Here is a 22670-nt window from a genome sequence, read left to right as displayed (position 1 = left end):
GCCGAAAACCATCCTACACTTCATGCGGACTCACACCGGGAATCCGCGCATGCCCGCCGACGCGCCGCAGCAATTTCGTCTCGCCAGCGAGATCAGGATCTGGCCGCTCGTGCACGCAGCCGCCGCGCTGTTGCCGTTCGTCGCGCTCGCCCTGGCGACGGGCAACGCGCTGTGGATGAAGGCGTCGCTGCTCGCGATCGCGACCGTCATCGCGGAAGACAAGCTCGCGCTCAGACCGTTGGGCGTCGCCGCGCACGGGCTTGCGATCATCGCGGGCACGTATCTGATGCTGCTCGCCGAGCTGGTGCCGGCGTTCTTCGTCATCTCATGCATGATGCTCGCGGCGGGCGTGATCCTGCTTGCAGCGCGCGGCAACAAGTTGCGCGCGCTCGGCAACTGGACCTTCATTCCGGTGCTCATTCTCGCGAACGAGCTTCACGGCGGGCGCACCGTCGATGCGTTGATGCGCGCGGCGCCGGCGTGGCTGCCTTATCTGATCGTCGCGCTCGTGCCCGCCGTGCTGTCGGCCTATATACGATCGCGCGGCAAGCCCGCGACGCGCTGGTCCAATCTCGATGACTTCGGCTCGCGCGAGCCCTTCGGCGAAGATCTCACCGCGATGCTCGCGGGCGTCGGCATTGCGGCGGTGATGGTCGTCTACTGGCGCATGGAGAACGCGCAATGGGTGATCTGGGGCGCGGCCAGCATCGTGACGGGCGCGGTGGATACGGCGCGCGCGAAGCTTACGAACCGTGCGATCGGCGTGATGGCCGGTGTGCCGATCGGCGTCGCGCTCGGGCGCTTCGTGGTGCCGCATTCGAGCATGGCCGTCACGCTCGCGACGCTCGCCGTGTTTCTCACGCTCGTCGCGTTTCAGCGTTATATCGTCGCGTATTTCTTTCGCTGCCTGTTCGTGGCGCTCGCCATCATGCTCGCGAATCAGTCCGCCGCCGATGCCTTCGAACGGCTCACGCATGTGCTCGCGGGCGGCGTCATCGGCATGGTTTGCGTGCTGGGTGTGCATGCCGTGGCGAGCCGTCTGTCGCGATGAAGACGCGGCGGGAGCAGTGCGCGCGCGTTATCGAACCATTGCCGCTGCGACGATCGCCATGCAGCCGAGCAGCACGAGCACGATGCCGATCACCCGCCCCACGTGCATGCCGGAAGGAAGCAGACGTTCGGCGGTGATCGCGAGCGTGACGAGCGCCATCGTGTGCGGCTCCATCACGCCGAAGACGAGCAGCGCGGCGGTCAGGCCCGCGCAGCACGCGATGCAATGCAGTCCGTGACACATGCCGTCGCGCCATGCGGCGATGTGCGGCTCCGCGACGCTGCGACAGCATGCCAGCAGATGCCCATGCCAGTTCGAACGCTGATAAGCGCCCGCCAACAACAGGACACCGCCACTCGCTAACGGAACGCAACGCGCGATCGAAGCCGCGCGCATCGTGACTTCGGTGAATAGCGTACCGAGCGCGAAGACCGCGATGCCGAGCGCCGTCCACACACCGAAGTAGGCCGTCGCCATGATCAGCGAACGACGCGTGACGCGCGTCGATCCCGCGCGTTCGAGCATCGCGCGATATCGCCATAGAAACGGCGCGAACGAAGGCAGCATCATCGCGGTCATCATCGCGATCCACATGCCGATGAACGATGCGGCCGCGCGCAGCCACGTGCGGCCGCACATCGGCGTGAAGGTGGGCGAAAGCATCCAGCCGCCGGGCATCGGGATTTCATTCATCGATGACATCGACCTGTGCAGCGCATAAGTAATGGCCACGCTCGCCATGAAAACGAGAGCGGCGGCGAAGAAGAAGCGGCGGCGCGTAACATGCGCGGCCTCTTTTTCGATGATGGCGGTCAGCGCGTTCATGCTCTCGCTCCTTTGCATTGGTCCGGCGCGCGTCGGGTACGGTGTTAGATTAGTCGCGGACATCCATCGCAAAGGAGTGACAAGTGTGTCGGGATTCGCATGGATTCGCTGATCACGGCGGCGGCGCGCGCGCTCGCGGCGGGTGATCCGCTCGGCGCGCTGAACCGCATCGCGCTGCGCGACGACGCGAGTGCGCTCGCGTTGCGCGGCATCGCGATGGCGCAGCTCGGCGACTTCGCGCGGGCGCGTGCGCTCCTCAAAAGCGCGGCGCGCGCGTTCGGCGCGAAGGAGGCGCTGGCGCGCTCGCGCTGCATCGTCGCGGAAGCGGAGATCGCGCTGGCATCGCGCGATCTCACGTGGCCCGCGAAGGCGCTCGATCACGCGCGCGCGATTCTCGAAGCGCACGGCGACCGCGTGAACGCCGCGCATGCGCGCTATCTGGAAGTGCGTCGCGCGCTTCTCATCGGACGGATCGACGATGCCGCGCGCATGCTCGCCGCGCTGGAACCGGAAGCGCTTCCGGCCGCGTCGCGGACGGCGCATGAGCTGATCGCCGCGGGCATCGCGATGCGGCGTCTTCAGACGAAAGCGGCACGCACCGCGCTCGATCGCGCAACCGATGCCGCGCGGCACGCGGGCATTCCGGCGCTGGCCGCCGAAGTGGACAGCGCGTGGCGCATCCTGCGCGCGCCCGCCGCGCGTGTCATCGCGCAGGGAGAAGAGCGGCTGTTGCTGCTCGACGAAGTGGAGACGCTGTTCGCTTCGAATGCGTTCGTCGTCGATGCGTGCCGTCTGTGCGTGCGCGAAAACGGCACGTCGATGTCGCTCTCGACGCGCCCCGTGCTCTTCACGCTCGCGCGTCTGCTGGCCGAGGCATGGCCCGGCGATGTGCCGCGCGATGCGCTGATCCTGCGCGCGTTTCGCATCCGGGAAGCCGACGAGACGCATCGCGCGCGGCTGCGCGTCGAGATGGGCAGGCTGCGCACGATGCTGCGCGGCCACGCGGACATCGACGCGACGCCGCGCGGCTTCGCGCTGAAGCCGCGTCATGCACGCGACGTGGCCGTGCTCGCGCCGCCCGTCGAGGACGCATACGCGCCGCTGCTCGCGTTTCTCGCCGATGGCGAATCGTGGTCGAGCTCGGCGCTCGCGATCGCGCTCGGCGCGAGCCAGCGCACGGTGCAGCGCTCGCTCGACGCGCTCGCCGCGAGCGGCAAGGTCCAGTCGTTCGGACGCGGCCGTGCGCGCCGCTGGACCACACCGCCGATGCCGGGATTCACGACGGCCTTGTTACTCCCCGTCGAGCTCGCGAGTGACTAGCATGAAAGCACGATCACATCAGGAGGACGGCGACATGAAACGCGCAAAGGCGGAAATCATCCGCGAATACGGACCTTTTGCGGACATCGAAGGCGTGCACGGCGTCACGTGGGACGGCGAGCGCGTATGGTTCGCCGCCGGCGACACGCTCAACGCCTTCGATCCGGAGAGCGGCGAGAAAGAGCGCTCGCTGAATGTCGCCGCGCACGCGGGCACGGCTTTCGACGGCGAGCATCTGTTTCAGATCGCCGAGGACCGCATTCAGAAGATCGATCCGAAGACGGGCCGCGTGCTATCGACGATTCCGGCGCCCGGCGGCGGCGCGGACTCGGGTCTCGCGTGGGCCGAGGGCACGCTGTGGGTCGGGCAATACAACGAGCGCAAGATTCATCAGGTCGATCCGCGCGATGGCGCGATCTTGCGCACCATCGAGTCGAACCGCTTCGTCACGGGCGTGACGTGGACCGACGGCGAGCTGTGGCATGCCACGTGGGAAGGCGACGAGAGCGAGCTGCGGCACATCGATCCGCAATCGGGCGAGGTCATCGAGCGGCTGGAGATGCCGGAAGGCGTGGGCGTGTCGGGGCTCGAATCGGACGGTCGCGAGCGCTTCTTCTGCGGCGGCGGACGCACGGGCAAGGTGCGGGCCGTGCGCAAGCCCAAGCACGTTTGATTCCGGCAGCGTCCAGCTTTCGTCCGCCCGCGCGGCGCACGATGCATCCACGCGACGCCGCATTAGCCTTTATGCTGTCGAATCCGCCAGGCGCGGCACGATTATTTCGACACGTAAAGGCAGGCTTTGACCTCGAATATCTCCGACCATCGTCAACTCGATTCATGGATTGGCGAGACGGCACGCGCCATCCGCGATTTCGACTGGCGCGCCACGCCGCTCGGCGCCATCGACGAATGGCCGCAAGTGCTGCGCTCGGTCGTGCAGGTGATGCTGCGCAACGCGTTGCCGATGGCGGTGCTGTGGGGCGAGGAAGGCACGCTGCTCTATAACGACGCCTACGCGAGCTTTTCCGGCGGGCGTCATCCGCACATTCTCGGCCTGCCGATCGAAGATGCATGGCCGGAAGCGGCCGCGTTCAACCGCAACGTGGTGGATACGGGCTTACGCGGCGAATCCCTGTCGTATCACGACATCAGCTTCGTGCTGCCGCGCGACGGACGCGATGCAGACGTGTGGCTCGATCTGCATTACAGCCCGGTCGCGTCGAATGAAGGCGTGCCGGTCGGCGTGCTCGCGATCGTCGTCGAAACGACCGGGCGCGTGCTGCTCGAACGCACGCGCGCCGAAGCCGAAGCGGCGTTTCGCGAAGCCAACGAACGGCTGCAGCTCGCGCTCAATTCGGGCGCGGTGCTCGGCACGTTCGTGTGGGAGATCGCGGACGATCGCGTGAAGGGCGACGAACGCTTCGCGCGGACGTTTTCGTTTTCGCTCGATCAGGTCGCGGCCGGCGTGCCGATCGCGGCCGCGTTCGCGGTCATTCATCCGGAGGACCGCGAGCGCATCGTGTCGCTCATCGCGCGGACCGTGCGCGACAACGAGCCGTATCGCGCGGAATATCGCATCCGTTCGGCCGATTCCGGCTGGAGATGGATTCTCGCCACCGGACGATGCGAATACGACGAAGCCGCCCGGCCGATGCGCTTCACGGGCGTGATCATCGACATCCATGATCGCAAGATCGCGGAGGAGAGCCTCAAGGAACTGACGCGCGGCCTCGAGGACAAGATCTCGGAAGCGGTGGCCGCGCGCATCGCCGTGGAAGCGCAGTTGCGTCAAAGCCTGAAGATGGAAGCGCTCGGCGCGATGACGGGCGGCGTCGCGCATGATTTCAACAACACGCTGCAGGCGATCAGCGGCAATCTGCAATTGCTGCAGTATCTTCCGCCGAACGACAGCCGCGTGCCCGAGCGCGTGCAGGCCGCGATGGAAGCCGTGCAGCGCGGCGCGAAGCTCGCTTCGCAATTGCTGTCGTTCGCGCGGCGGCAGCCGCAATCGCCGGTCGTGATCAATCCGCGGCGTCTGTTCGATGAAATGCACGAGCTTTTGCAGCACGCGGTCGGGCCATCGGTGCTCATCGGCGCGTTGCTGGCCGAACGCGCGTGGAACTTCTGCGCGGACCGCAATCAGCTGGAGAACGCGCTGCTCAATCTCGCGATCAATGCGCGCGACGCGATGTGCGGCGACGGCAAGCTCACGCTCGCCTGCTCGAACGAAGTGCTGGACGCGGCGGCGTGCGAGGGCAAGGACCTGCCTCCGGGCGAATACGTGAGGCTGTCCGCATCGGATACGGGCGCGGGCATGGGGCCCGAAGTGCTCGAGCGCGCGTTCGAGCCGTTCTACACGACGAAGCCCGAAGGCCACGGCACCGGCCTCGGTTTGTCGATGGTGTTCGGCTTCGTCAAGCAGACGGGCGGGCATATCGCGGTGTCGAGCACGGTCGGCGTGGGCACGACGGTGGAGATGTTCTTCCCGCGCAGCTTCGAAGACGAAACCGCGCAGCCCGCCTGCGATGCGCCGACGGAACATGCGGGCGGCGCGACCGTGCTCGTCGTCGAGGATGACGCGGCGGTGCTGACATCGACCGTTGCGATGCTCGAAGCGATGCATTACACGGTGCTGCGCGCAGCGAACGGCGATGCCGCGATGAGCGTGCTCGAAAGCGGCGTGAACGTGGACGTGATTCTGACGGACGTCGTGATGCCCGGAAGGGTGAAGTGCGCCGATCTCGCGGAATGGGCGTTTTCGCAGCCACGTCCGGTGCCGGTGATTTACGCGTCGGGTTATACGCGCGACATCATTTCGCACGACGGCGTGTTGCGGCCGAACGTGACGTTGCTGGCCAAGCCTTATCGGGCGGAGGCGCTGGCGAAGGAGATCGCGGGGGCGTTGAAAGGCGCGGGGTAGGCGCGCGTTGCAAAATCTACCGCCTTGCTAAAGACTTCCGCCCTCCCGCCGATAAACACCCAACGAACATTTAGCGCAACAGGGTAGCAGCGGTGCAGAGCAGAGCGACCGATTTTCTCGGGACCATCGGCGAGAGTGTCGCCAGAAACTTGCCGTACATCGATTACGCCCGCCGTTTCGATGGACTCGGCCTCGCTCCGCTCGGCGTGCTCATCGCGGCCTGCGGCACCTTCTTCATGCCGCTTCCATGGAACGTGCTGCTTGCGGCGCTCGTGTTCGCCGCGACGCTCGTCATGCATCGGATGCGGGAAGCGAAACGCAAGATCTTCGTGGCGCGTCAGGTCGCGCATGGGCTGCTGTCCATCGCCGAGGATTGCCTCACGCTTCTCTCGCTCGAAGGCCGGATCATGTGCATCTCCGATGTCGGCCTGCGCCTCATCGGATCGGAACGCGCGGACGATGTCGTCGGCATCGACTGGCTCGCCCTGTGGGACGGCCCCGATGGACGCGAGGCTTTCGAGCGCGCGCAACGCGGCGAATCGACGTCGTTCTCCGGCGCGTGCCGCACGATGACCGGCGCGCTGAAATGGTGGACGTCCACGCTCGCGCCCGTCTACGGCGAGCACGGCAAGATCACTGCCGTGCTGTGCAAGTCCCGCGATATCACCGCGGAAGTGAAGCTCATCGACGAATTGCGCGGCAACGCGCGCGTGCAGAAGGATATGGAAGATCATGTCGATGCCGTCTTCTGGACCGCGACGCACGATTTCCGCGAGCTCCTGCACGTAAGCTCGGCCTTCGAGCGCATGTGGGAAATGCCGGTGTCCACGCTCGAAGCCGATCAGACCGCATGGTCGCAACGCGTGCATCCCGACGATCTGCCCGCATTGCGCGACGAGATGCGCACCGCCGTGAACACGGGCGCGGCGACGCAGAGCTATTTCCGCCTGTGCCTGCCGCATGACCGCACGCGCTGGGTGCGCGCGGATATCTATCCGGTGACCGAGGATGGTGCGGTGTCGCGCGTCGTGAGCGTATGCGTCGATGCCACCGACGAACGCCAGCGTCTCCAGGAGCTGCATCGGCTCGCGAACACCGACAGCCTCACGGGCCTGAGCAACCGCAACGCGATGATGGATGCGCTCGTGAAGCGCTGCGAATCGGATGCGCCCTTCGCCTATCTCTTCGTGGATATCGATCGCTTCAAGTCCATCAACGATACGGCGGGCCATATCGCCGGCGACGCGGTGCTGCGCACGATCGCCAAGCGCATTCACGAGACGCTGCCCGATGGCGCCGTGGCCGCGCGGCCGGGCGGCGATGAGTTCACGGTGATCCTGCCCGGCACGTTCGAACAGGAAAGCATCGCGCGTGCATGCCGCAAGCTCTCGCTCGCGTGTCATCGTCCGATCGAGACCGATTGCAAGAGCGTGACGATGACATGCTCGATCGGCGTCGCGCTCTATCCGGAGCATGGGCGCACGCCCGAAGCGCTTTTCATCAGCGCCGACATGGCGATGTACGCCGCCAAGCGCGCGGGGCGCAACACGTTCCGCGTGTTCGGCGATCGCGAGAAGGACGATCTCGCGCGCGCGCATCTCGAAGCGGAACTGCATGGCGCGATCCGCGAAAATCAGTTCGTGCTGCACTATCAGCCGCAATATCGCGTCGATTCGGGCGCGCTCGTCGGCGTCGAGGCGTTGCTGCGCTGGAATCATCCGCAACTCGGCCTGCTCGGTCCCGGCGCGTTCGTGTCGGTGCTGGAAGAGAGCGCGCTGATCGTCGAGGCGGGGCATTGGGTCATCCGCGAGGCCGTGCTGGCGGCGTCGCAACTGGCGCTCGCGCTGCCCGCCGCGTGCTCGGTGGCGCTCAACGTGTCGCCGAAGCAGTTCCGCGATCCGCGCCTCGTGTCCGTGCTGAGACACGCGATCAGGCGTGGCGGCATCGATTCGAACCGCATCACGCTGGAGATCACGGAGTCCGCGCTGATCGATAACGTCGACGATGCGCAGGACGTGCTGTCGAACGTCCGCGCGATGGGCGTGCGCATCGCCATCGACGATTTCGGCACGGGCTATTCGAGTCTCAGCTATCTCGCGCGCTTTCGGCCTGACGTGCTGAAGCTCGACAAATCGTTCGTCGATAACATCGCGACCGATGTGATGGTGCGCACGGTGGTCGAAGGCGTGATCGATCTCGCGCACAAGCTCGGCGTGATGGTGGTCGCGGAAGGCGTCGAGACGCAGGAGCAGCTCGACACGCTGCGCGACGTGCGATGCGACAAGGTGCAGGGCTTTCTGCTGGGCCGTCCGGTGCCGCTCGAAAGTCTGATGGAACAGGCCGAAGCGAACGAAGCCGCGACGGCGCAGTGAGCCACGCGGCGTTATCATCGCGCTCATCACGGAGAGAAGCGATGAAGACATCTTCGGTACGCGTTTCGTTCGCCGCGATCGGCTTCGCGATCTGCACGCTCGCATTCGGCCAGGACGCGCCGCCGTGCGCGGGTGCGGTCACGGGCGCGGGCAAGCCGGTTTATGTGACCGACTTCACGCCCGTGAGCCAGCAGGGCGGTTCCTCGCATTTCCCCGGCTCGCGCCTGCGGGCCGCGCGCAATTCCATGAAGATTCACGAGAACGCATCGGCGCTGGCGGATGGCATCGTCAAGGCGTTGAATGCGAAGGGCATCGCCGCGTGTCATGTGACAGCGCAAGCGGCACAGGCGGCGCGGCCCGCGTCGGGCTGGCTCGTGACCGGCGAGTTCGATGAAACGCTGTCGACAGGATTCGGCTCCGCATTGCCGTCGACGGGTTCATCGGACAAGACACCCAACACGCACGTCACCGTGCAGCTCGCGGATCTCGCGGCGAGCCCCGGCGCGCCGACCACGCAGATCGACACGAGCGGCGAGCTAAAAGGGCAGAAGTCCGCGGCCGCGCCCAAGCCGTACGGCGCGGCGGCGCGCTTCGTCATCAATCAGACCGAATCGATCACGTCGCTCGACGATCTGGCCGCGAAGATCGCCGATCAGATCGCCGCCGAAAAGGCGAAGCTCGACGGCGGCGCGCAGTAGCGCGAGGAAACCGGCGTCATCCCACGCGAATCACAGCGCAAGATCTGGAGTGCGGCCGCACGCCATCCCCGCGACGATGGACCATCCCCATCCGTCACGGAGAAACTCCGATGCGTTTCCCGGCTTCCTTCCAACGTCTCGCCTGGTCGAACCTGCTCGCGCAATCGGCGGAGCAGATCGGCCTCGCCGCCGCGCCGCTCGCCGCCGTGTTCGCGCTCGGCGCGTCCGCCGTCGATATCGGTCTGCTGCAAAGCGCGCAGACGCTGCCGTTCCTGTTGCTGTCGATGCCGCTCGGTGTGATCGCGGACCGCCGCTCGCGCCGCACGCTGATGGCCGTGGCCGAATGCGCCCGCGCGCTCGCGATGCTCGGCGTGCTGCTGCTCGTGCTCTCGCATGCACTGACCTTGCCGCTGCTCGCGCTGCTGGGTTTTCTCGGCGCGACGGGCACGGTCGCCTATAACGTGGCCGCGCCCGCGCTGGTTCCGGCGCTGGTCGGCCGCGCCGCGCTGCCAGCCGCGAACGGGCGCATCGAGCTGGCGCGCAGCGTCGCGTATTCGGCGGGGCCGGCGCTCGGCGGGCTGATCGTCGGATGGATCGGCGCGGGATGGGCGTATGGCTGCGCGGCGGGATTGTCGGCATCGGCGGCGATGCTGCTTGCCGGATTGCGCGAGCCGTCGCGCCCGCCCGCCGCCGCGCGCCACTTTCTGACGGAGCTTCGCGAAGGCGCGCGCTTCGTCGCCCGCGATGCACTCCTGCGCCCGATGCTCGCCACCGCCGTGTTCTTCAACCTCGGCTTCTTCACGCTGCAGTCGGTCTACGTGCCTTATGCCGTTGAGCGGCTGGGCCTGAGCGCGTCGGCGGTCGGCGTGACGCTCGGCGCGTACGGCGTCGGCATGGTGTGCGGCGCGCTGGCGGCGCCCGCCGTCGCGCGGCGCATCGCGTTCGGCCGCATGCTGCTCGTCGGGCCGTTTTGCGGGCTCGCTGCATCGCTCGCAATGGTCGCGACGCTCGCGGCGCCGTCGTTCTGGCTCGCGGCATCGAGCTTCTTCCTGCTGGGCGCGGGACCGATCCTGTGGACCGTCGGCTCGACGACGCTGCGCCAGGCCATCACACCCGCGAACATGATGGGCCGCGTGTCGGCGCTCAACAGCACGGCGACCTACGGCGCGCGTCCGCTGGGCGCGCTGCTCGGCGCGGCGATCAGCGCGCGCTTCGGCATGGGGCCGTGTCTCGTCGCGGCGGCGGCGGGGTTCGTCGTGCAGGCGTGGATCATCGCGGCATCGCCCGCTGCGCGTCTCGCGGATGTGCCGGACAGCGCCTTATCGGCGTGATCGGCGGCGTTTGGTGGCGACGGGCGCGGGCTGCGCGAACATCGGCATCCGATTGAGAATCCAGTCGAGCAATTCCTGCGGTCCCGCCGCGAGCGGCCGTCCGGTTTTCACGAGCAGCTTCGCCTGCGCGCTTTCGAAGAGCGGATGCGCGATCGGGATCGTCGTGAGCTCGCCGCTCGCCAGCTCCCGATACGCCGCGAACTCGCCGATCAGCGTCATGAAATTTTCCGCCGCGACGAAGCGCTTCAACGCGCCGAGCGAATTCGTCGTGAGCGTCGGACGGATGGCGAAGTTGTCGGTCGTCTCCAGCATCTTCACGACATGGCCGATGCCGAACGTCGGCGGCATCAGCGCCAGCGGAAAGGCGAGCAGATCGCGGATATGCGCGACGCCGCCGCGCCGCGCCAGCGGATGATCGCGCCGCGCGAGCAGCACGACCGGCTGCGGCGAGCTCGCGCGAATCTCGATGCGCTCGTGCGGCGGCGGGTTATACGCGAGCCCGATATGCGCGCGGCTTTGCGCGACTTCTTCCAGCAGATCGTCGACGGCGAGCATCTGCACGTCGATTTCGAGGCGCGGAAAGCGCGCGCAGAACGGCGCGAGCACGTCGTCGACGAGCGTATCGACATAGCCCTCGCTCACCGCGAGGCGAATCTGCCCTTGCTGCAGGCCCTTGAGCGCGTGCAACTGGTCTTCGAGCTTCTCCTGCTGCGAGCGATAGCCGCGCCAGAATTCGAGCAGATGAAACGCCGCTTCGGTGGGCCGCACGCCGCGCGGCTCGCGCTCGAAGAGCGTCGTGTCGAGCTCGTCTTCCAGCAGCTTGATCTGCCGCGCGATGACGGACGGCGATGTATTCAGATGATCCGCCGCGCCGCGAATCGTGCCGTGCGACAGCACTTCATGAAAGTAACGCAGGCGTTGCTGGTTGATCTCGCGCATGGTGGTCGTCCGTATCGAAAGGAGGGTGTTGCTCACAGAGCAACGATACGTGAACTTAGTTGCTCTTGCTCGCACGGTCGCACGCGCTCAACATGGCCTCACCCGGAAAGACGGGCGAGACAAACAAGGAGACGCGCATGTCGACGATTCAGACCCTGCGAGGCGGCGATGCCGTTTCGGCGCTCTACAGCAGAATCAACTGGCGGCTGATGCCGCTGCTCATCGTGTGCTACATGTTCGCGTATCTGGACCGCGTGAACGTGGGCTTCGCGAAACTTCAGATGCAAAGCGATCTCGGCTTTTCCGACGCGGCGTACGGCGTCGGCGCCGGGATTTTCTTCATCGGCTATGTGCTGTTCGAATTGCCGAGCAACCTGATGCTGCCGAAGATCGGCGCGCGCATCACGTTCAGCCGCATTCTCGTGCTGTGGGGCATCACGTCGGCGTGCATGCTCTTCGTGCGCAACGTGCCCGCGTTCTACGCGATGCGTTTCCTGCTCGGCGTGTTCGAAGCAGGCTTCGCGCCGGGCATGATCTATTACCTCTCGTGCTGGTACGGGCCGAAGCGCATGGCGCGCGCGATCGCGCTCGTGTTCGTCGCGGGGCCGCTCGGCGGTGTCGTCGGCGGGCCGCTTTCGGCGTGGCTGATTTCGTCGCTCGCGGGTGTCGGCGGTCTGGCGGGATGGCAATGGATGTTCCTCGTCGAAGGCCTGCCGTGCATCGCGCTGGGTGTGCTCGTGTGGCGCGTGCTCGCGAACCGTCCCGCCGATGCGAAGTGGCTCACGCAGGACGAACAACGTCTCGTCGAAGCGGAAGTGGGCGCGCATGGCGGCGCATCGCATCGCATCGAATCGTTCAGGGAGATCGCGAAGAATCCGCGCATCTATCTGCTGGCGCTCGCGTACTTCTGCATCATCTTCCCGATCTATGCGATCAGCTTCTGGCTGCCGACGCTGCTGAAAGAGCAGGGCGTGAACGACACGATCCGCCTCGGCTGGTATGTCGCGATTCCGTATGTCGCCGCCGCGATCGCGATGTACGCCGCGGGCCGCCGCTCCGACAAGGTCGGCGAGCGCCGCTATCACAGCGCGCTGCCGGCGCTCGCAAGCGCGGCGCTGCTGGCGATGACGCCGTATGCATCCGGCAATCTCGTCGCGACGCTCGCGCTGCTCACGCTCGCCACCGCCTGCATGTGGATGGCCTACACGGTTTTCTGGGCGATTCCGTCCGAAACGATATCCGGCCCGGCCGCGGCGGGCGGCATCGCGCTCATCAACACGATCGGCCTGTCGGGCGGCTTCTGGGGCCCGGCGGTGATCGGCTGGGTGAAGTCCGCGACCGGCAGCGCGAACGGCGGGCTGCTCGTGATGGCGTGCATGGCGGCGCTTTCATGCGTGCTGATCCTCACGAACAAACGCACGGTTGCGGCGGCCAAGGCACGCACGGCCTGAACATCAATCGACCATCGAAAGGACAAGGATCATGAAGATCTTGATCGCAGGATTCCAGCACGAAACGAACACGTTCGCGCCGACGAAGGCGAGCTACCAGAGCTTCATTCAGGGCGAAGGCTTCCCGCCGATGGCGCACGGCGATGAGGTCCTCGAGCTGCGCGACGTGAACGTGCCGATCGGCGGCTTCATTCAATGGGCCGAGGCGCAAGGGCATGAATTGATTCCGGTGATCTGGGCGGGAGCGAGCGCATCGGCGCATGTGACGGAAGATGCGTACGAGCGCATCGCGGGCGCGATCGTCGATCATGTGCGCAAAGGCGGCTTCGATGCGATCTATCTCGATCTGCACGGCGCGATGGTCACCGAGCATCTCGACGATGGCGAAGGCGAGCTGCTGGCACGCGTGCGCAACATCGTCGGCAATGACATGCCGCTCGTCGTCTCGCTCGATCTGCACGCGAACGTGACGGCGCGCATGGTCGAACTCGCCGATGCGCTCGTTGCGTATCGTACATATCCGCACGTCGATATGGCCGAGACCGGATTGCGCGCCGCGCATCTGCTTGCGCGGCGTATCGAACATGGCAGGCCGTTCAAACGCGCGATGCGCCGCGTGCCCTTCCTGATTCCGGTGAACGGCATGTGTACGCTCGTCGAGCCCGCGCGCGGCATGTACGGCATGCTCGAATCGCTCGAAAAGGATGGGCTGTCGCTGTCGTTCGCGCCGGGCTTTCCGGCATCGGACTTCGATGAATGCGGGCCGGTCTTCTGGGGCTATGCGCTCGATCAGGAAGCGGCGGACCAAGCCGTCGATGCGCTCTGGTCGGCACTCGTCGATGAAGAAGCGCGCTGGGACGTGCCGTTCCTGTCTCCCGACGAAGCTGCGCGCGAAGCCATCGACGCGAGCCGCGACGCGACGAAGCCCGTGATCATCGCGGACACGCAGGACAATCCGGGCGTCGGCGGCGATTCGAACACGATGGGCATGGTCCGCGCGCTCTTGCGCAACGGCGCACGCGATGCGGCCGTCGGCGTGATCTGGGACGAGCACGCGGCGCGGGCGGCGCATCGCGCGGGCGTCGGCGCGCGCATCAGGCTCGCGCTCGGCGGCGGCTCGAACGTGCCGGGCGATTCGCCGCTTGAAGGCGAGTTCGAAGTCGAGTATCTGTCGGACGGACGTTTTCGCTTCGACGGCCCGATGCTCAACGGCATGACCGGCGAGCTGGGACCGACCGCGTGTTTGCGCATCGACGGCGTGCGTATCGCGGTGAGCAGCATCAAGATGCAGGTGTTCGACCGCAATCTCTTTCGCGTCGCGGGCATCGAACCGGAGCGCATGAAGATTCTGGTGAACAAGAGCTCGGTGCATTTTCGCGCGGACTTCGAGCCGATCGCGGAACGCATACTCGTCGCGAAAGCGCCCGGCCCGATGGCCGCCGATCCGGCCGATCTGCCGTGGCGCAATCTCGATGCGCGCATGCGCGTGCGCCCGATGGGGCCGACGCTTTCGGCGTTGCGCGCATCGGCTGCGTGAGGGTTTCGAGTTCTTTTCCGCTCATTGACAACATCGAAAAAGGAGAATGCCAACATGCCGGATGATCAGATCAGCGCGTGGCGCCGCCGCTTTCTCGGCACGGCGATCGCGAGTGTCGGCGTCATGCAACTCGGCCTGAGCGATATGGTCCGCGCTCAAACCGCCTCGCGGTCGTCTTCGTCCGCGGGCTTCGCCGATATCCGCCAGATCGACGCGGGCGCACTCAATATCGGCTATGCGGAAGCGGGACCGGCGGATGGTCCCGTCGTGATTCTGCTGCACGGCTGGCCCTACGACATCTACAGCTTCGCCGACGTCACGCCTATGCTCACGGCGCAGGGTTATCGCGTGATCGTGCCGTATCTGCGCGGCTACGGCACGACGCGCTTCCTCTCCGCCGACACGCCGCGCAACGGTCAGCAGGCGGTGGTCGCGGTGGATATCGTCGCGCTGATGGACGCGCTCAAGATCCGGCAGGCCACGTTCGGCGCGTTCGACTGGGGTGCGCGCACCGCGAACATCATCGCGGCGCTGTGGCCGGAGCGCGTGAAGTCGATGGTGTCGGTAAGCGGTTATCTGATCGGCAGCCAGCAGGCGAATCGCGCGCCGCTGCCGCCGAAGGCGGAGTTCGCGTGGTGGTATCAGTTCTATTTCGCGACGGAGCGCGGGCAGGCCGGCTACGAAGCGAACCGCCACGATTTCAACAAGCTCATCTGGCAACTGGCATCGCCGAAATGGAACTTCGATGACGCCACATATGAACGTTCCGCGAAATCCTTCGAGAATCCGGATCACGTCGCGGTCGTGATTCACAACTATCGCTGGCGGCTGGGGCTCGTGAAGGGCGAAGCGCAATACGACGCGCTCGAACAACGTCTCGCGACCGCGCCGACCATCGGCGTGCCGACCATCACGATGGAAGGCGATGCCAACGGCGCGCCGCATCCCGATCCCGCCGCGTATGCGAAGAAGTTCACCGGCAAGTACAAGCATCGGAATGTGGCGGGCGGCATCGGGCATAACTTGCCGCAGGAGGCGCCGAAGGCCTTCGCCGATGCGGTGATCGAAGCGGACCGCATGTAGGCGCGAAGCGGGTTAGAGCGAATACTTGCTGTAGGTTCGTATCGGCAGAATGGCCTGCGCCTGAGCGCGGCGCGCTTCGCATGCCGCGCTCAGATGCTCGACCGTCGTATCGATGAGCAGCGTCATGTCCTGCGTCAACAGATAGTCGATGACTTCCGAGCGCAGCAGCGGCTCGGTGATGCGGTTGACTTCGTGCGTGACGTAAAGCGTGCGCCCCACGAGGCCGTGTTCGCGCAGCGCGGCGGCGAGCCCTTCGTTGCCGCCCGCGACGTTGTAGATGCCCGCGAGCTCGCCATGCGTGTCGAGAAAGCGCTTCGTCGCCTCGAAGGTCGCCGCGCCCGAGTCCGCGCCCTTGATCACTTCGACGAGGTTCACGTTCGGAAAGCGTTGCCGCAACAGCGAGCGAAAGCCGATCTCGCGATCCTCGTGGCACGTGTACGAGAAGGTCGCGACCACCACCGCGACGGCGGGCGCGGCCTGCGCCTGAAGGTGCCGCCCGATCAGAAATGCCGCCGACTGTCCCGCCGCGCGATTGTTCACGCCGACGTAGGCATGGCGCGCGTCGGCGTCGACGTCGGTGATCATCGTCACGACGGCTTTTCCCGCGGCCATGCATTCGCGCAGCGCGGATGCCGTCGCATCCGTGTTCACGCATGTAATGCCGATGCCGTGCGCATGCTTCGCTTCCTCGCGGATCGTCGCGGCGACGTCCGCTTCCGACATGCCCACGCAGCGCACGACCTTCACGCGCACGCCTTCACGTTCATAGGCGGATGCGCAGCGCGTGAATTCGTCGGTGTATGCGTCGCCTGCCTGCACGATCAGACTGAACTCGCGCGTTTCGCTCCCGCTTCCCGGTGACGTCGACATAGCGGGCGCGCGGCCGCTCAACTGCTCCAGCGCCGCCGCGACCGCGCTTCTGGTGCGCGGATGCACGCCGGGCCGGTCGTTGAGCGCACGATCGATCGTTGCGCGGCTCAGTTGCGTCGCTTCCATGAGCTGCTTGAGTGTCGGCTTGCCTTTCATCGTGTGTCTCGTCGGCGTGCTTGTTTATGGGGATGATGACTCATTTTGAGGCGATCCAGTTCGTCGATGGCGCCGGATTCACCGGTATAAACCCTCTATTGCTCAAAATGAGGCAAAACAGGCTTTGACGCGTGCTCAATTAGAGACTGAAATACACGTCAGGATGATCCATGCGGCGCATCCGATCATCACGCCAATCCAAACTTCAGCCGAGGGCAACGATGTCCGAACGTCAAACCACCAAAACGTCGATGGTCATCATCGGCGCGGGGCAGTGCGGCGCGCGCACCGCGCATGCGCTGCGCGAGAACGGATGGAGCGGCGGCATCGTGCTGCTCGGCGATGAAGGCATCGCGCCGTACGAACGGCCGCCGCTGTCGAAGGCGGTGTTGCTCGGGCAAAAGAGTGTCGAGGAATGCGGCGTCTTCAAGGACGCTTTCTTCGATGAGCAAGGAATCGACTTGCGTGTCGATGCACCCGTCGCGCGCATCGATCGCGTTGCGAAGGACGTGGTGCTGCGCAACGGCCGCGCGATCGCTTACGAGCGCCTGCTGATCGCGACGGGCGCCGCGCCGCGCAAGCTCGATCTGCCCGGCGCGACATTGCAGGGCATACACATGTTGCGCAACGTGCCGGACGCGCTCTCCATCGCGGGCGAGTTGGGCGCGGGCAAGCGCATCGTCGTGATCGGCGCGGGATTCATCGGGCTCGAAGTCGCGGCGACGGCCATCGCGCGGGGTTGTGCCGTGTGCGTGCTCGAAGCCGCGCCGCGCGCATTGATGCGCGCGGTGCCCGAAGCGGTGGCGCACGCCGTGATCGAACGGCATGCGCGCATGGGCGTCGATGTGCGGTTCGATGTGAGGATCGAGCGCATCGAGGGAACATCGCGCGTGGAAGGCGTGACGCTCGCGGACGGCGCGTTCATCGCATGCGATGCGGTGATCGCGGGCATTGGCGTCGTGCCGCGCACGGGGCTGGCGCAGGCGGCGGGGCTCGCTATCGACAACGGCATCGCCGTCGATGAAACGCTGCGCACGAGCGATCCGCATATCTACGCGGCAGGCGATGTGTGCTCGTTCCCGCATCCGTTGTTCAATCGGCGCATCCGGCTCGAATGCTGGCGCAACGCGGAAGATCAGGCGCGCACGGCGGCGCGCAACATGCTCGGCCATGCGGAAACGTTCGACGCGGTGCCGTGGTTCTGGTCCGATCAGTACGACACGACGATACAGATCGCAGGCATGCCCGCGCAAGGCGCGACGACCGTCGTGCGCGATGTGGGCGATGATGCGTGTGTTTATTTCGCGCTGGATGGCGAGGGCGTGCTCGTCGGCGCAAGCGGCATCGGGCAGGCCGGGCAGATTGCGCGCGACGTGCGGATCGCGCAGGAACTGATCGCCCGGCGCGCGCGTGTTGAAGCTGACGTGCTCGCGGATCGATCCGTCAAGCTGCGCTCGCTCTTGACGGTGGCGATGCAATGAGCCAACGACTGTTGATCTTTCAATCGCTCTGGGCGATGGAGCGCCGTCATACCGATGGCCGCGAGCGCACGCTCGAAGAAAACGTCCGCATGATCGCTGAAGCGGGCTTCGACGGCGTGAGCACGCACTACACGAAACGTGAGGACGTGAAGCGGCTCGCGCAACTGCGCGCGGAATATGGCCTGTCGGCGGAAGGGCAGTGCTTTCCACGCACGGTCGATGATCTCGAGCCCGTGCTCGAGAACGCGGTGGAGTTCGGCGTGCATCACATCGACGTGCAGCCCGATGTGAGACCCCGCACGGTGCGCGAATGCATCGGCTTGCTCGAAGGATGGCAGCGGCTCGCGGAAGAAGCGCGCGTGCCGATGTATATCGAAACGCATCGCGACCGCATGACGACGGATCTGCTGTTCACGCTCGATCTGCTCGATGCGTTTCCGAATCTCAGGCTGCTCGCGGATCTTTCGCATTACCTCGTCGGGCGCGAGTTCGCGTGGCCGGTGTCGGAGGAGAATCACGCGCTGATTCATCGCATTCTCGATCATTCGTGGGCGTTTCATGGGCGCGTCGCGAGCCGCGAGCAGGTGCAGATCGAAATCTCGTTCGAGCCGCATCGCATGTGGGTGGATCTGTTTCTCGACTGGTGGCAATACGGCTTTGCGTCGTGGCGCAAGCGCGCCGGGCCGGACGAGACGCTCGCGTTCACCTGCGAGCTGGGGCCGAAGCCTTACGCGATCATCGGACGCGATGGAAACGACACGACGGACCGATGGGCCGAGTCATTGATGATGCGGGAGTGGATCAGAGACCTGTGGGAGGCAGGTCAGCCGTAACAGTCACGTCTTCCTGTCCAGCGCAGCGCCACCGCGCGCTGCGCGCGCTTCTCCTCTTTCAGGCCATAAACAATCGAATTACACGCGCCTGTCAAACGTATTTCACATTCATTTCCTACAGTAGCGCGTCAACCGGCACGTCAGGCCGCAACGGCCCGAGGCGGGGACTTCGTTCGCCGGTACACAACCCACAATCAAGGACGCGAAACTACACATGGCGCAGCCACTCGACCTCTCCCGCCGCAAGGCCCTCAAGATTCTCGCCGGCGCACCGATGCTGCCGCTCGGCGGCGCGGCCACTGCTTCCTTGCTCACCGCATGCGGCGGCAGCGACAGCAACGCGGCGACGCCCACCGCCACGACGAAGGCTGCCTTCACCACGGCCGCGTTCGGCAGCATGGCCGCGCCCACGCTCGCCGATCCGAACGCGATGGCCAAGACCACCGTCGCCTCGACGATGACCGCGAGCTTCAGCGACGGCAGCAGCCGCACGTACAAGCTCGCGTATCAGCCGTTCTTCATGACGGGCGATACCGTGACGAACACGACGGGCGGCACGATCGTCGCGGGCGGCTACTTCGACATCGATAATCAGCCGATCGTCGACCGCTCGGCATCGGGCAAGGAGCGTCAGTTCTTCTCGGACTGCCCGGACGGCACGTCGCTCATCAAGATCGACAACGCGACCGTGAAGGGCGTGAAAGGCAACGCGGTGTTCGCCGTGGTGCAGTTCGAATACACGTCGCGCGACCAGACCGATGCCGACATGTACGGCCGTCTGCCTTCGCCGATCGCCGTGCTCACGCTCGACCAGGACCCGGCGACGGGCAAGCTCACGCTCGTGAGCTACGCGAACGTCGATACGTCGAAGGCGAACGGCCTCTGGATCACGTGCGGCGCGAGCCTGTCGCCGTGGAATACGCACCTGTCGAGCGAAGAGTACGAACCGGATGCGGCGACGCTCGCGACGAACTCGCAATTCAAGGCCTACAGCAAGAACCTCTATGGCGACGAAACGAAGGCGCGTGCCTATCACTATGGCCATCTGCCGGAAGTGACGGTGCATCCGGACGGCACCGGCACGATCAAGAAGCACTACTGCCTCGGCCGCATCTCGCACGAGCTGATTCAGGTGATGCCCGACAAGCGCACCGTGCTGATGGGCGACGACGCAACCAACGGCGGCCTCTTCATGTTCATCGCGGACAAGGAAGCCGATCTCTCGGCGGGCACGCTCTATGTGGCGAAGTGGACGCAGACGTCATCGGCGGGCGCGGGCTCCGCGACGCTCACGTGGCTCAACCTGGGCCACGCGACGAGCGATGAAATCGAGAATCTCGCCAACACGCTGACGATCGCCGACATCATGGATATCGTCACGGACGAGAAGAATCCGCCGACCGATCCTTCGTACACGCGCATTCACTACAGCGGCAAGTTCAACTGGATTCGCATCAAGCCGGGCATGGAAAAGGCGGCCGCATTCCTCGAGACGCATCGCTATGCCGCACTGAAGGGCGCGAGCATGGGCTTCACGAAGCTCGAAGGCACGACCGTCAACGCGAAGGACAAGGTGCTCTATTCGGCGATGTCGCAGATCGTTTCGTCGATGGTCAAGGGCAACGCGCATTCGACGGACATCGCGCTCGACAAGGCCATCACCTCCGGCGCCGTGTATGCGCTGAACATGAAGGCAGGCCAGCGCGATATCGCGGGCGCCGCGATCGACAGCGAATGGGTGCCCGTGGATATGGCCGCGCCCGCCGCGCTCGTCGGCGAAGATCTCGCCGCGGCGGATGCGCTCGGCAATACCGCGAATCCCGAACGCGTCGCGAATCCGGACAACATCAAGTTCTCGGAGAAGCTGCGCACGCTCTTCATCGGCGAGGACAGCGGCATGCACGTCAACAACTTCCTGTGGGCGTACAACGTCGATACGAAGTCGCTGTCGCGCATTCTGTCGGCACCGTCGGGCGCGGAATCGACGGGCCTGCATGCCGTCGACGAGATCAACGGCTGGACGTACATCATGAGCAACTTCCAGCACGCGGGCGACTGGAGCAGCAGCCTGCACGCGAAAGTGCAGTCGACACTCGATCCGCTCGTGCGCGCGAACTACAAGGATCGCTTCGGCGCGTCGGTCGGTTATCTGACCGCCGATCCGACGTCGATCAAACTGGGCTGATGCACCTCACACGGAGTGCGGGCGAGCGCACTCCGTGTCTTTCAGGACGTGCCTCAATGCGTCGGCTCGAAGTGCGTCGCGGACGTCTTGTCGTGCGTCGCGTACTTCTCGATCATCGTGGCGCTCGCGCGATTCAGGCCGCTCACATCGACCGCGATGCCGTTGCGCCGGAACTTGTGCACGATGCGATCGAGCGCGTCGATCGCCGTGATGTCCCAGAAGTGCGCGTGCGATAGATCGAGCCGCACCGAGCGCACGTCGTCCTTGAAATCGAACTCGGAAACGAGCGCTTCCGATGACGCGAAGAACACCTGCCCGCGTACCACATAGCGGCGCTCGCCCGCGGCTTCATCGAGCGTGGATTCCACCGCGAGCACGCGGCGCACCTTCGACGTAAAGAAGAGCGCCGAGAGCAGCACGCCGACGCCCACGCCGATCGCGAGATTGCCCGTCGCCACGACGACGATCACCGTCGCGAGCATCACGACCGACGAGCTCTTCGGATGCGTGCGCAGATTCGCGATGGATTTCCAGCTGAACGTGCTGATCGACACGAAGATCATCACGGCGACGAGCGCGGCCATCGGAATCTGCTTGACCCACGGCCCGAGGAACACGACGAGCACGAGCAGGAACGCACCGGCCACGAAGGTCGAAAGACGCTGGCGTCCGCCCGACTTCATGTTGATGACCGTCTGGCCGATCATCGCGCAGCCCGGCATGCCGCCGAGAAAGCCCGCGACGATATTCGCGCAGCCCTGGCCGCGGCATTCGCGATTCTTGTCGCTCGGGGTATCGGTGTAATCGTCGACGATGGCGGCGGTCATCAGCGATTCCAGCAAGCCGACGATCGCGATCGCCACCGAATACGGAAAGATGATGCGCAGCGTGTCGAGCGAGAAGGGCACGTGCGGGAATGCGAATTCGGGCAGACGATCGGGGAACGAGCCCATGTCGCCGACGGTGCGCAGCTCGAGATGCAGCGCCATCGAGATGATCGTCAGCACGACGATGCAGACGAGCGGCGACGGCACCGCCTTCGTCACGCGCGGCAGCAGATAGATGATCGCGAGGCCGCCCGCGACCATCGCGAGCACGTACCACGGCTGGGCGTGCAATTGCGGCAACTGCGCGAGAAAGATGAGGATCGCGAGCGCATTCACGAAGCCCGTGATGACCGAGCGCGACACGAAACGCATGAGCGCGCCGAGCCTCGCGTATCCCGCGCCGATCTGCAGCAGGCCCGCGAGCATGCCCGCCGCGAGCACGTACTCGGCGCCGTGCGCTTTCACGAGCGACGACAGCAGCAGCGCGACCGCGCCCGTCGCCGCCGAGATCATGCCGGGACGCCCGCCCGCGATCGCGGATACCACCGCGATGCTGAACGCGGCATAGAGCCCGACTTTCGGATCGACGCCCGCGATGATGGAAAACGCCAGCGCCTCGGGAATGAGCGCGAGCGCGACGACGATGCCGGCGAGCACATCGGCGCGCACGTTCGAGAACCACTCTTCGCGCAGTGTGTGTGTCTTCATGGATAAGGTGCCGTTGATTCGATTGCTGGAAAGACCGGACGCGTGGAATCTCGCGGTTCGCCGAACGAGGCGGCGATTCATGC

General features: G+C 65.6%; 17 protein-coding genes. 13 read left to right on the top strand and 4 right to left on the bottom strand.

What is annotated here, in order from left to right:
* Nucleotides 1-49: 49 nt before the first annotated feature.
* On the top strand, nt 50-1051 hold the full coding sequence (locus AWB78_RS03545) for an FUSC family protein (RefSeq protein WP_062602292.1): 1002 nt from the start codon (nt 50-52) through the stop codon (nt 1049-1051).
* A 27-nt stretch (nt 1052-1078) separates the two neighbouring features.
* On the opposite strand, the gene AWB78_RS03540 is transcribed toward AWB78_RS03545, so the two are convergent.
* Nucleotides 1079-1876 (bottom strand): DUF2182 domain-containing protein, encoded by a 798-nt coding sequence (locus AWB78_RS03540; protein WP_063958927.1) that lies wholly within the window; start codon nt 1874-1876, stop codon nt 1079-1081.
* A 99-nt stretch (nt 1877-1975) separates the two neighbouring features.
* Between AWB78_RS03540 and AWB78_RS03535 the strand changes: the two genes are divergently transcribed.
* From AWB78_RS03535 to AWB78_RS03510, 6 genes are all read left to right on the top strand, one after another.
* Nucleotides 1976-3196: a hypothetical protein gene (locus tag AWB78_RS03535; RefSeq protein WP_062602288.1), complete on the top strand. Its 1221-nt coding sequence runs from the start codon at nt 1976-1978 to the stop codon at nt 3194-3196.
* 34 nt (nt 3197-3230) lie between these two features.
* On the top strand, nt 3231-3869 hold the full coding sequence (locus tag AWB78_RS03530) for a Vgb family protein (protein ID WP_062602428.1): 639 nt from the start codon (nt 3231-3233) through the stop codon (nt 3867-3869).
* A 126-nt stretch (nt 3870-3995) separates the two neighbouring features.
* The gene (locus AWB78_RS03525) at nt 3996-6116 is read left to right on the top strand and encodes a hybrid sensor histidine kinase/response regulator (protein ID WP_198399197.1); all 2121 of its coding nucleotides are present in this window, start codon (nt 3996-3998) and stop codon (nt 6114-6116) included.
* Nucleotides 6117-6208: 92 nt separating this feature from the next.
* Complete coding sequence (locus AWB78_RS03520; protein ID WP_062602286.1) at nt 6209-8488, top strand: putative bifunctional diguanylate cyclase/phosphodiesterase; 2280 nt, start codon at nt 6209-6211, stop codon at nt 8486-8488.
* Nucleotides 8489-8529: 41 nt separating this feature from the next.
* On the top strand, nt 8530-9186 hold the full coding sequence (locus AWB78_RS03515) for a hypothetical protein (RefSeq protein WP_062602284.1): 657 nt from the start codon (nt 8530-8532) through the stop codon (nt 9184-9186).
* A 110-nt stretch (nt 9187-9296) separates the two neighbouring features.
* On the top strand, nt 9297-10517 hold the full coding sequence (locus tag AWB78_RS03510; RefSeq protein ID WP_062602282.1) for an MFS transporter: 1221 nt from the start codon (nt 9297-9299) through the stop codon (nt 10515-10517).
* On the opposite strand, the gene AWB78_RS03505 is transcribed toward AWB78_RS03510, so the two are convergent.
* Entirely contained in the window at nt 10506-11456 is a 951-nt protein-coding gene (locus AWB78_RS03505; RefSeq protein WP_062602280.1) for a LysR family transcriptional regulator, read from the bottom strand. The genes AWB78_RS03510 and AWB78_RS03505 overlap by 12 nt on opposite strands.
* A 137-nt stretch (nt 11457-11593) precedes the next feature.
* Between AWB78_RS03505 and AWB78_RS03500 the strand changes: the two genes are divergently transcribed.
* The 3 genes from AWB78_RS03500 to AWB78_RS03490 are packed head-to-tail and all read left to right on the top strand — an operon-like array spanning nt 11594 to nt 15527.
* Nucleotides 11594-12907, top strand: a complete 1314-nt coding sequence (locus AWB78_RS03500) for an MFS transporter (RefSeq protein WP_062602425.1) — start codon at nt 11594-11596, stop codon at nt 12905-12907.
* 31 nt (nt 12908-12938) lie between these two features.
* On the top strand, nt 12939-14444 hold the full coding sequence (locus tag AWB78_RS03495; protein WP_062602278.1) for a M81 family metallopeptidase: 1506 nt from the start codon (nt 12939-12941) through the stop codon (nt 14442-14444).
* A gap of 54 nt (nt 14445-14498) precedes the next feature.
* A complete protein-coding gene (locus AWB78_RS03490) occupies nt 14499-15527 on the top strand; it encodes an alpha/beta fold hydrolase (protein WP_062602277.1) in 1029 nt (342 codons plus the stop codon).
* Between the two features lie 12 nt (nt 15528-15539).
* On the opposite strand, the gene AWB78_RS03485 is transcribed toward AWB78_RS03490, so the two are convergent.
* Entirely contained in the window at nt 15540-16553 is a 1014-nt protein-coding gene (locus AWB78_RS03485) for a LacI family DNA-binding transcriptional regulator (RefSeq protein WP_062602275.1), read from the bottom strand.
* Between the two features lie 221 nt (nt 16554-16774).
* On the opposite strand from AWB78_RS03485, the gene AWB78_RS03480 reads away from it, so the two are divergent.
* The 3 genes from AWB78_RS03480 (at nt 16775) to AWB78_RS03470 (ending at nt 21052) form a co-directional block, all read left to right on the top strand.
* Nucleotides 16775-18034 (top strand): NAD(P)/FAD-dependent oxidoreductase, encoded by a 1260-nt coding sequence (locus tag AWB78_RS03480; RefSeq protein WP_062602272.1) that lies wholly within the window; start codon nt 16775-16777, stop codon nt 18032-18034.
* Nucleotides 18031-18867, top strand: a complete 837-nt coding sequence (locus AWB78_RS03475) for a sugar phosphate isomerase/epimerase family protein (RefSeq protein ID WP_062602271.1) — start codon at nt 18031-18033, stop codon at nt 18865-18867. Before AWB78_RS03480 ends, AWB78_RS03475 begins: the two co-directional genes overlap by 4 nt.
* Nucleotides 18868-19081: 214 nt before the next feature.
* A complete protein-coding gene (locus AWB78_RS03470; RefSeq protein ID WP_062602269.1) occupies nt 19082-21052 on the top strand; it encodes a PhoX family protein in 1971 nt (656 codons plus the stop codon).
* A gap of 53 nt (nt 21053-21105) precedes the next feature.
* Here AWB78_RS03470 and AWB78_RS03465 read toward each other — a convergent pair whose 3' ends face one another.
* Nucleotides 21106-22587: a SulP family inorganic anion transporter gene (locus tag AWB78_RS03465; RefSeq protein WP_062602267.1), complete on the bottom strand. Its 1482-nt coding sequence runs from the start codon at nt 22585-22587 to the stop codon at nt 21106-21108.
* Nucleotides 22588-22670 lie beyond the last annotated feature (83 nt).

The sequence above is a fragment of the Caballeronia calidae genome, assembly GCF_900044055.2.
GTDB classification, from domain to species: domain Bacteria; phylum Pseudomonadota; class Gammaproteobacteria; order Burkholderiales; family Burkholderiaceae; genus Caballeronia; species Caballeronia calidae.
The sequence above is the reverse complement of the archived record's forward strand: the minus strand, read 5'-3'. Positions and strand labels throughout refer to the sequence as shown.

What these genes read in the sequence shown, in the direction of transcription:
- AWB78_RS03470 (WP_062602269.1), top strand. Translation starts at nt 19,082, where the DNA reads ATGGCGCAGCCACTCGACCTCTCCCGCCGCAAGGCCCTCAAGATTCTC.
- AWB78_RS03465 (WP_062602267.1), bottom strand. Translation starts at nt 22,587, where the DNA reads ATGAAGACACACACACTGCGCGAAGAGTGGTTCTCGAACGTGCGCGCC.
- AWB78_RS03500 (WP_062602425.1), top strand. Translation starts at nt 11,594, where the DNA reads ATGTCGACGATTCAGACCCTGCGAGGCGGCGATGCCGTTTCGGCGCTC.
- AWB78_RS03510 (WP_062602282.1), top strand. Translation starts at nt 9,297, where the DNA reads ATGCGTTTCCCGGCTTCCTTCCAACGTCTCGCCTGGTCGAACCTGCTC.
- AWB78_RS03495 (WP_062602278.1), top strand. Translation starts at nt 12,939, where the DNA reads ATGAAGATCTTGATCGCAGGATTCCAGCACGAAACGAACACGTTCGCG.
- AWB78_RS03505 (WP_062602280.1), bottom strand. Translation starts at nt 11,456, where the DNA reads ATGCGCGAGATCAACCAGCAACGCCTGCGTTACTTTCATGAAGTGCTG.
- AWB78_RS03515 (WP_062602284.1), top strand. Translation starts at nt 8,530, where the DNA reads ATGAAGACATCTTCGGTACGCGTTTCGTTCGCCGCGATCGGCTTCGCG.
- AWB78_RS03535 (WP_062602288.1), top strand. Translation starts at nt 1,976, where the DNA reads ATGGATTCGCTGATCACGGCGGCGGCGCGCGCGCTCGCGGCGGGTGAT.
- AWB78_RS03475 (WP_062602271.1), top strand. Translation starts at nt 18,031, where the DNA reads ATGAGCCAACGACTGTTGATCTTTCAATCGCTCTGGGCGATGGAGCGC.
- AWB78_RS03480 (WP_062602272.1), top strand. Translation starts at nt 16,775, where the DNA reads ATGTCCGAACGTCAAACCACCAAAACGTCGATGGTCATCATCGGCGCG.
- AWB78_RS03540 (WP_063958927.1), bottom strand. Translation starts at nt 1,876, where the DNA reads ATGAACGCGCTGACCGCCATCATCGAAAAAGAGGCCGCGCATGTTACG.
- AWB78_RS03485 (WP_062602275.1), bottom strand. Translation starts at nt 16,553, where the DNA reads ATGAAAGGCAAGCCGACACTCAAGCAGCTCATGGAAGCGACGCAACTG.
- AWB78_RS03490 (WP_062602277.1), top strand. Translation starts at nt 14,499, where the DNA reads ATGCCGGATGATCAGATCAGCGCGTGGCGCCGCCGCTTTCTCGGCACG.
- AWB78_RS03545 (WP_062602292.1), top strand. Translation starts at nt 50, where the DNA reads ATGCCCGCCGACGCGCCGCAGCAATTTCGTCTCGCCAGCGAGATCAGG.
- AWB78_RS03530 (WP_062602428.1), top strand. Translation starts at nt 3,231, where the DNA reads ATGAAACGCGCAAAGGCGGAAATCATCCGCGAATACGGACCTTTTGCG.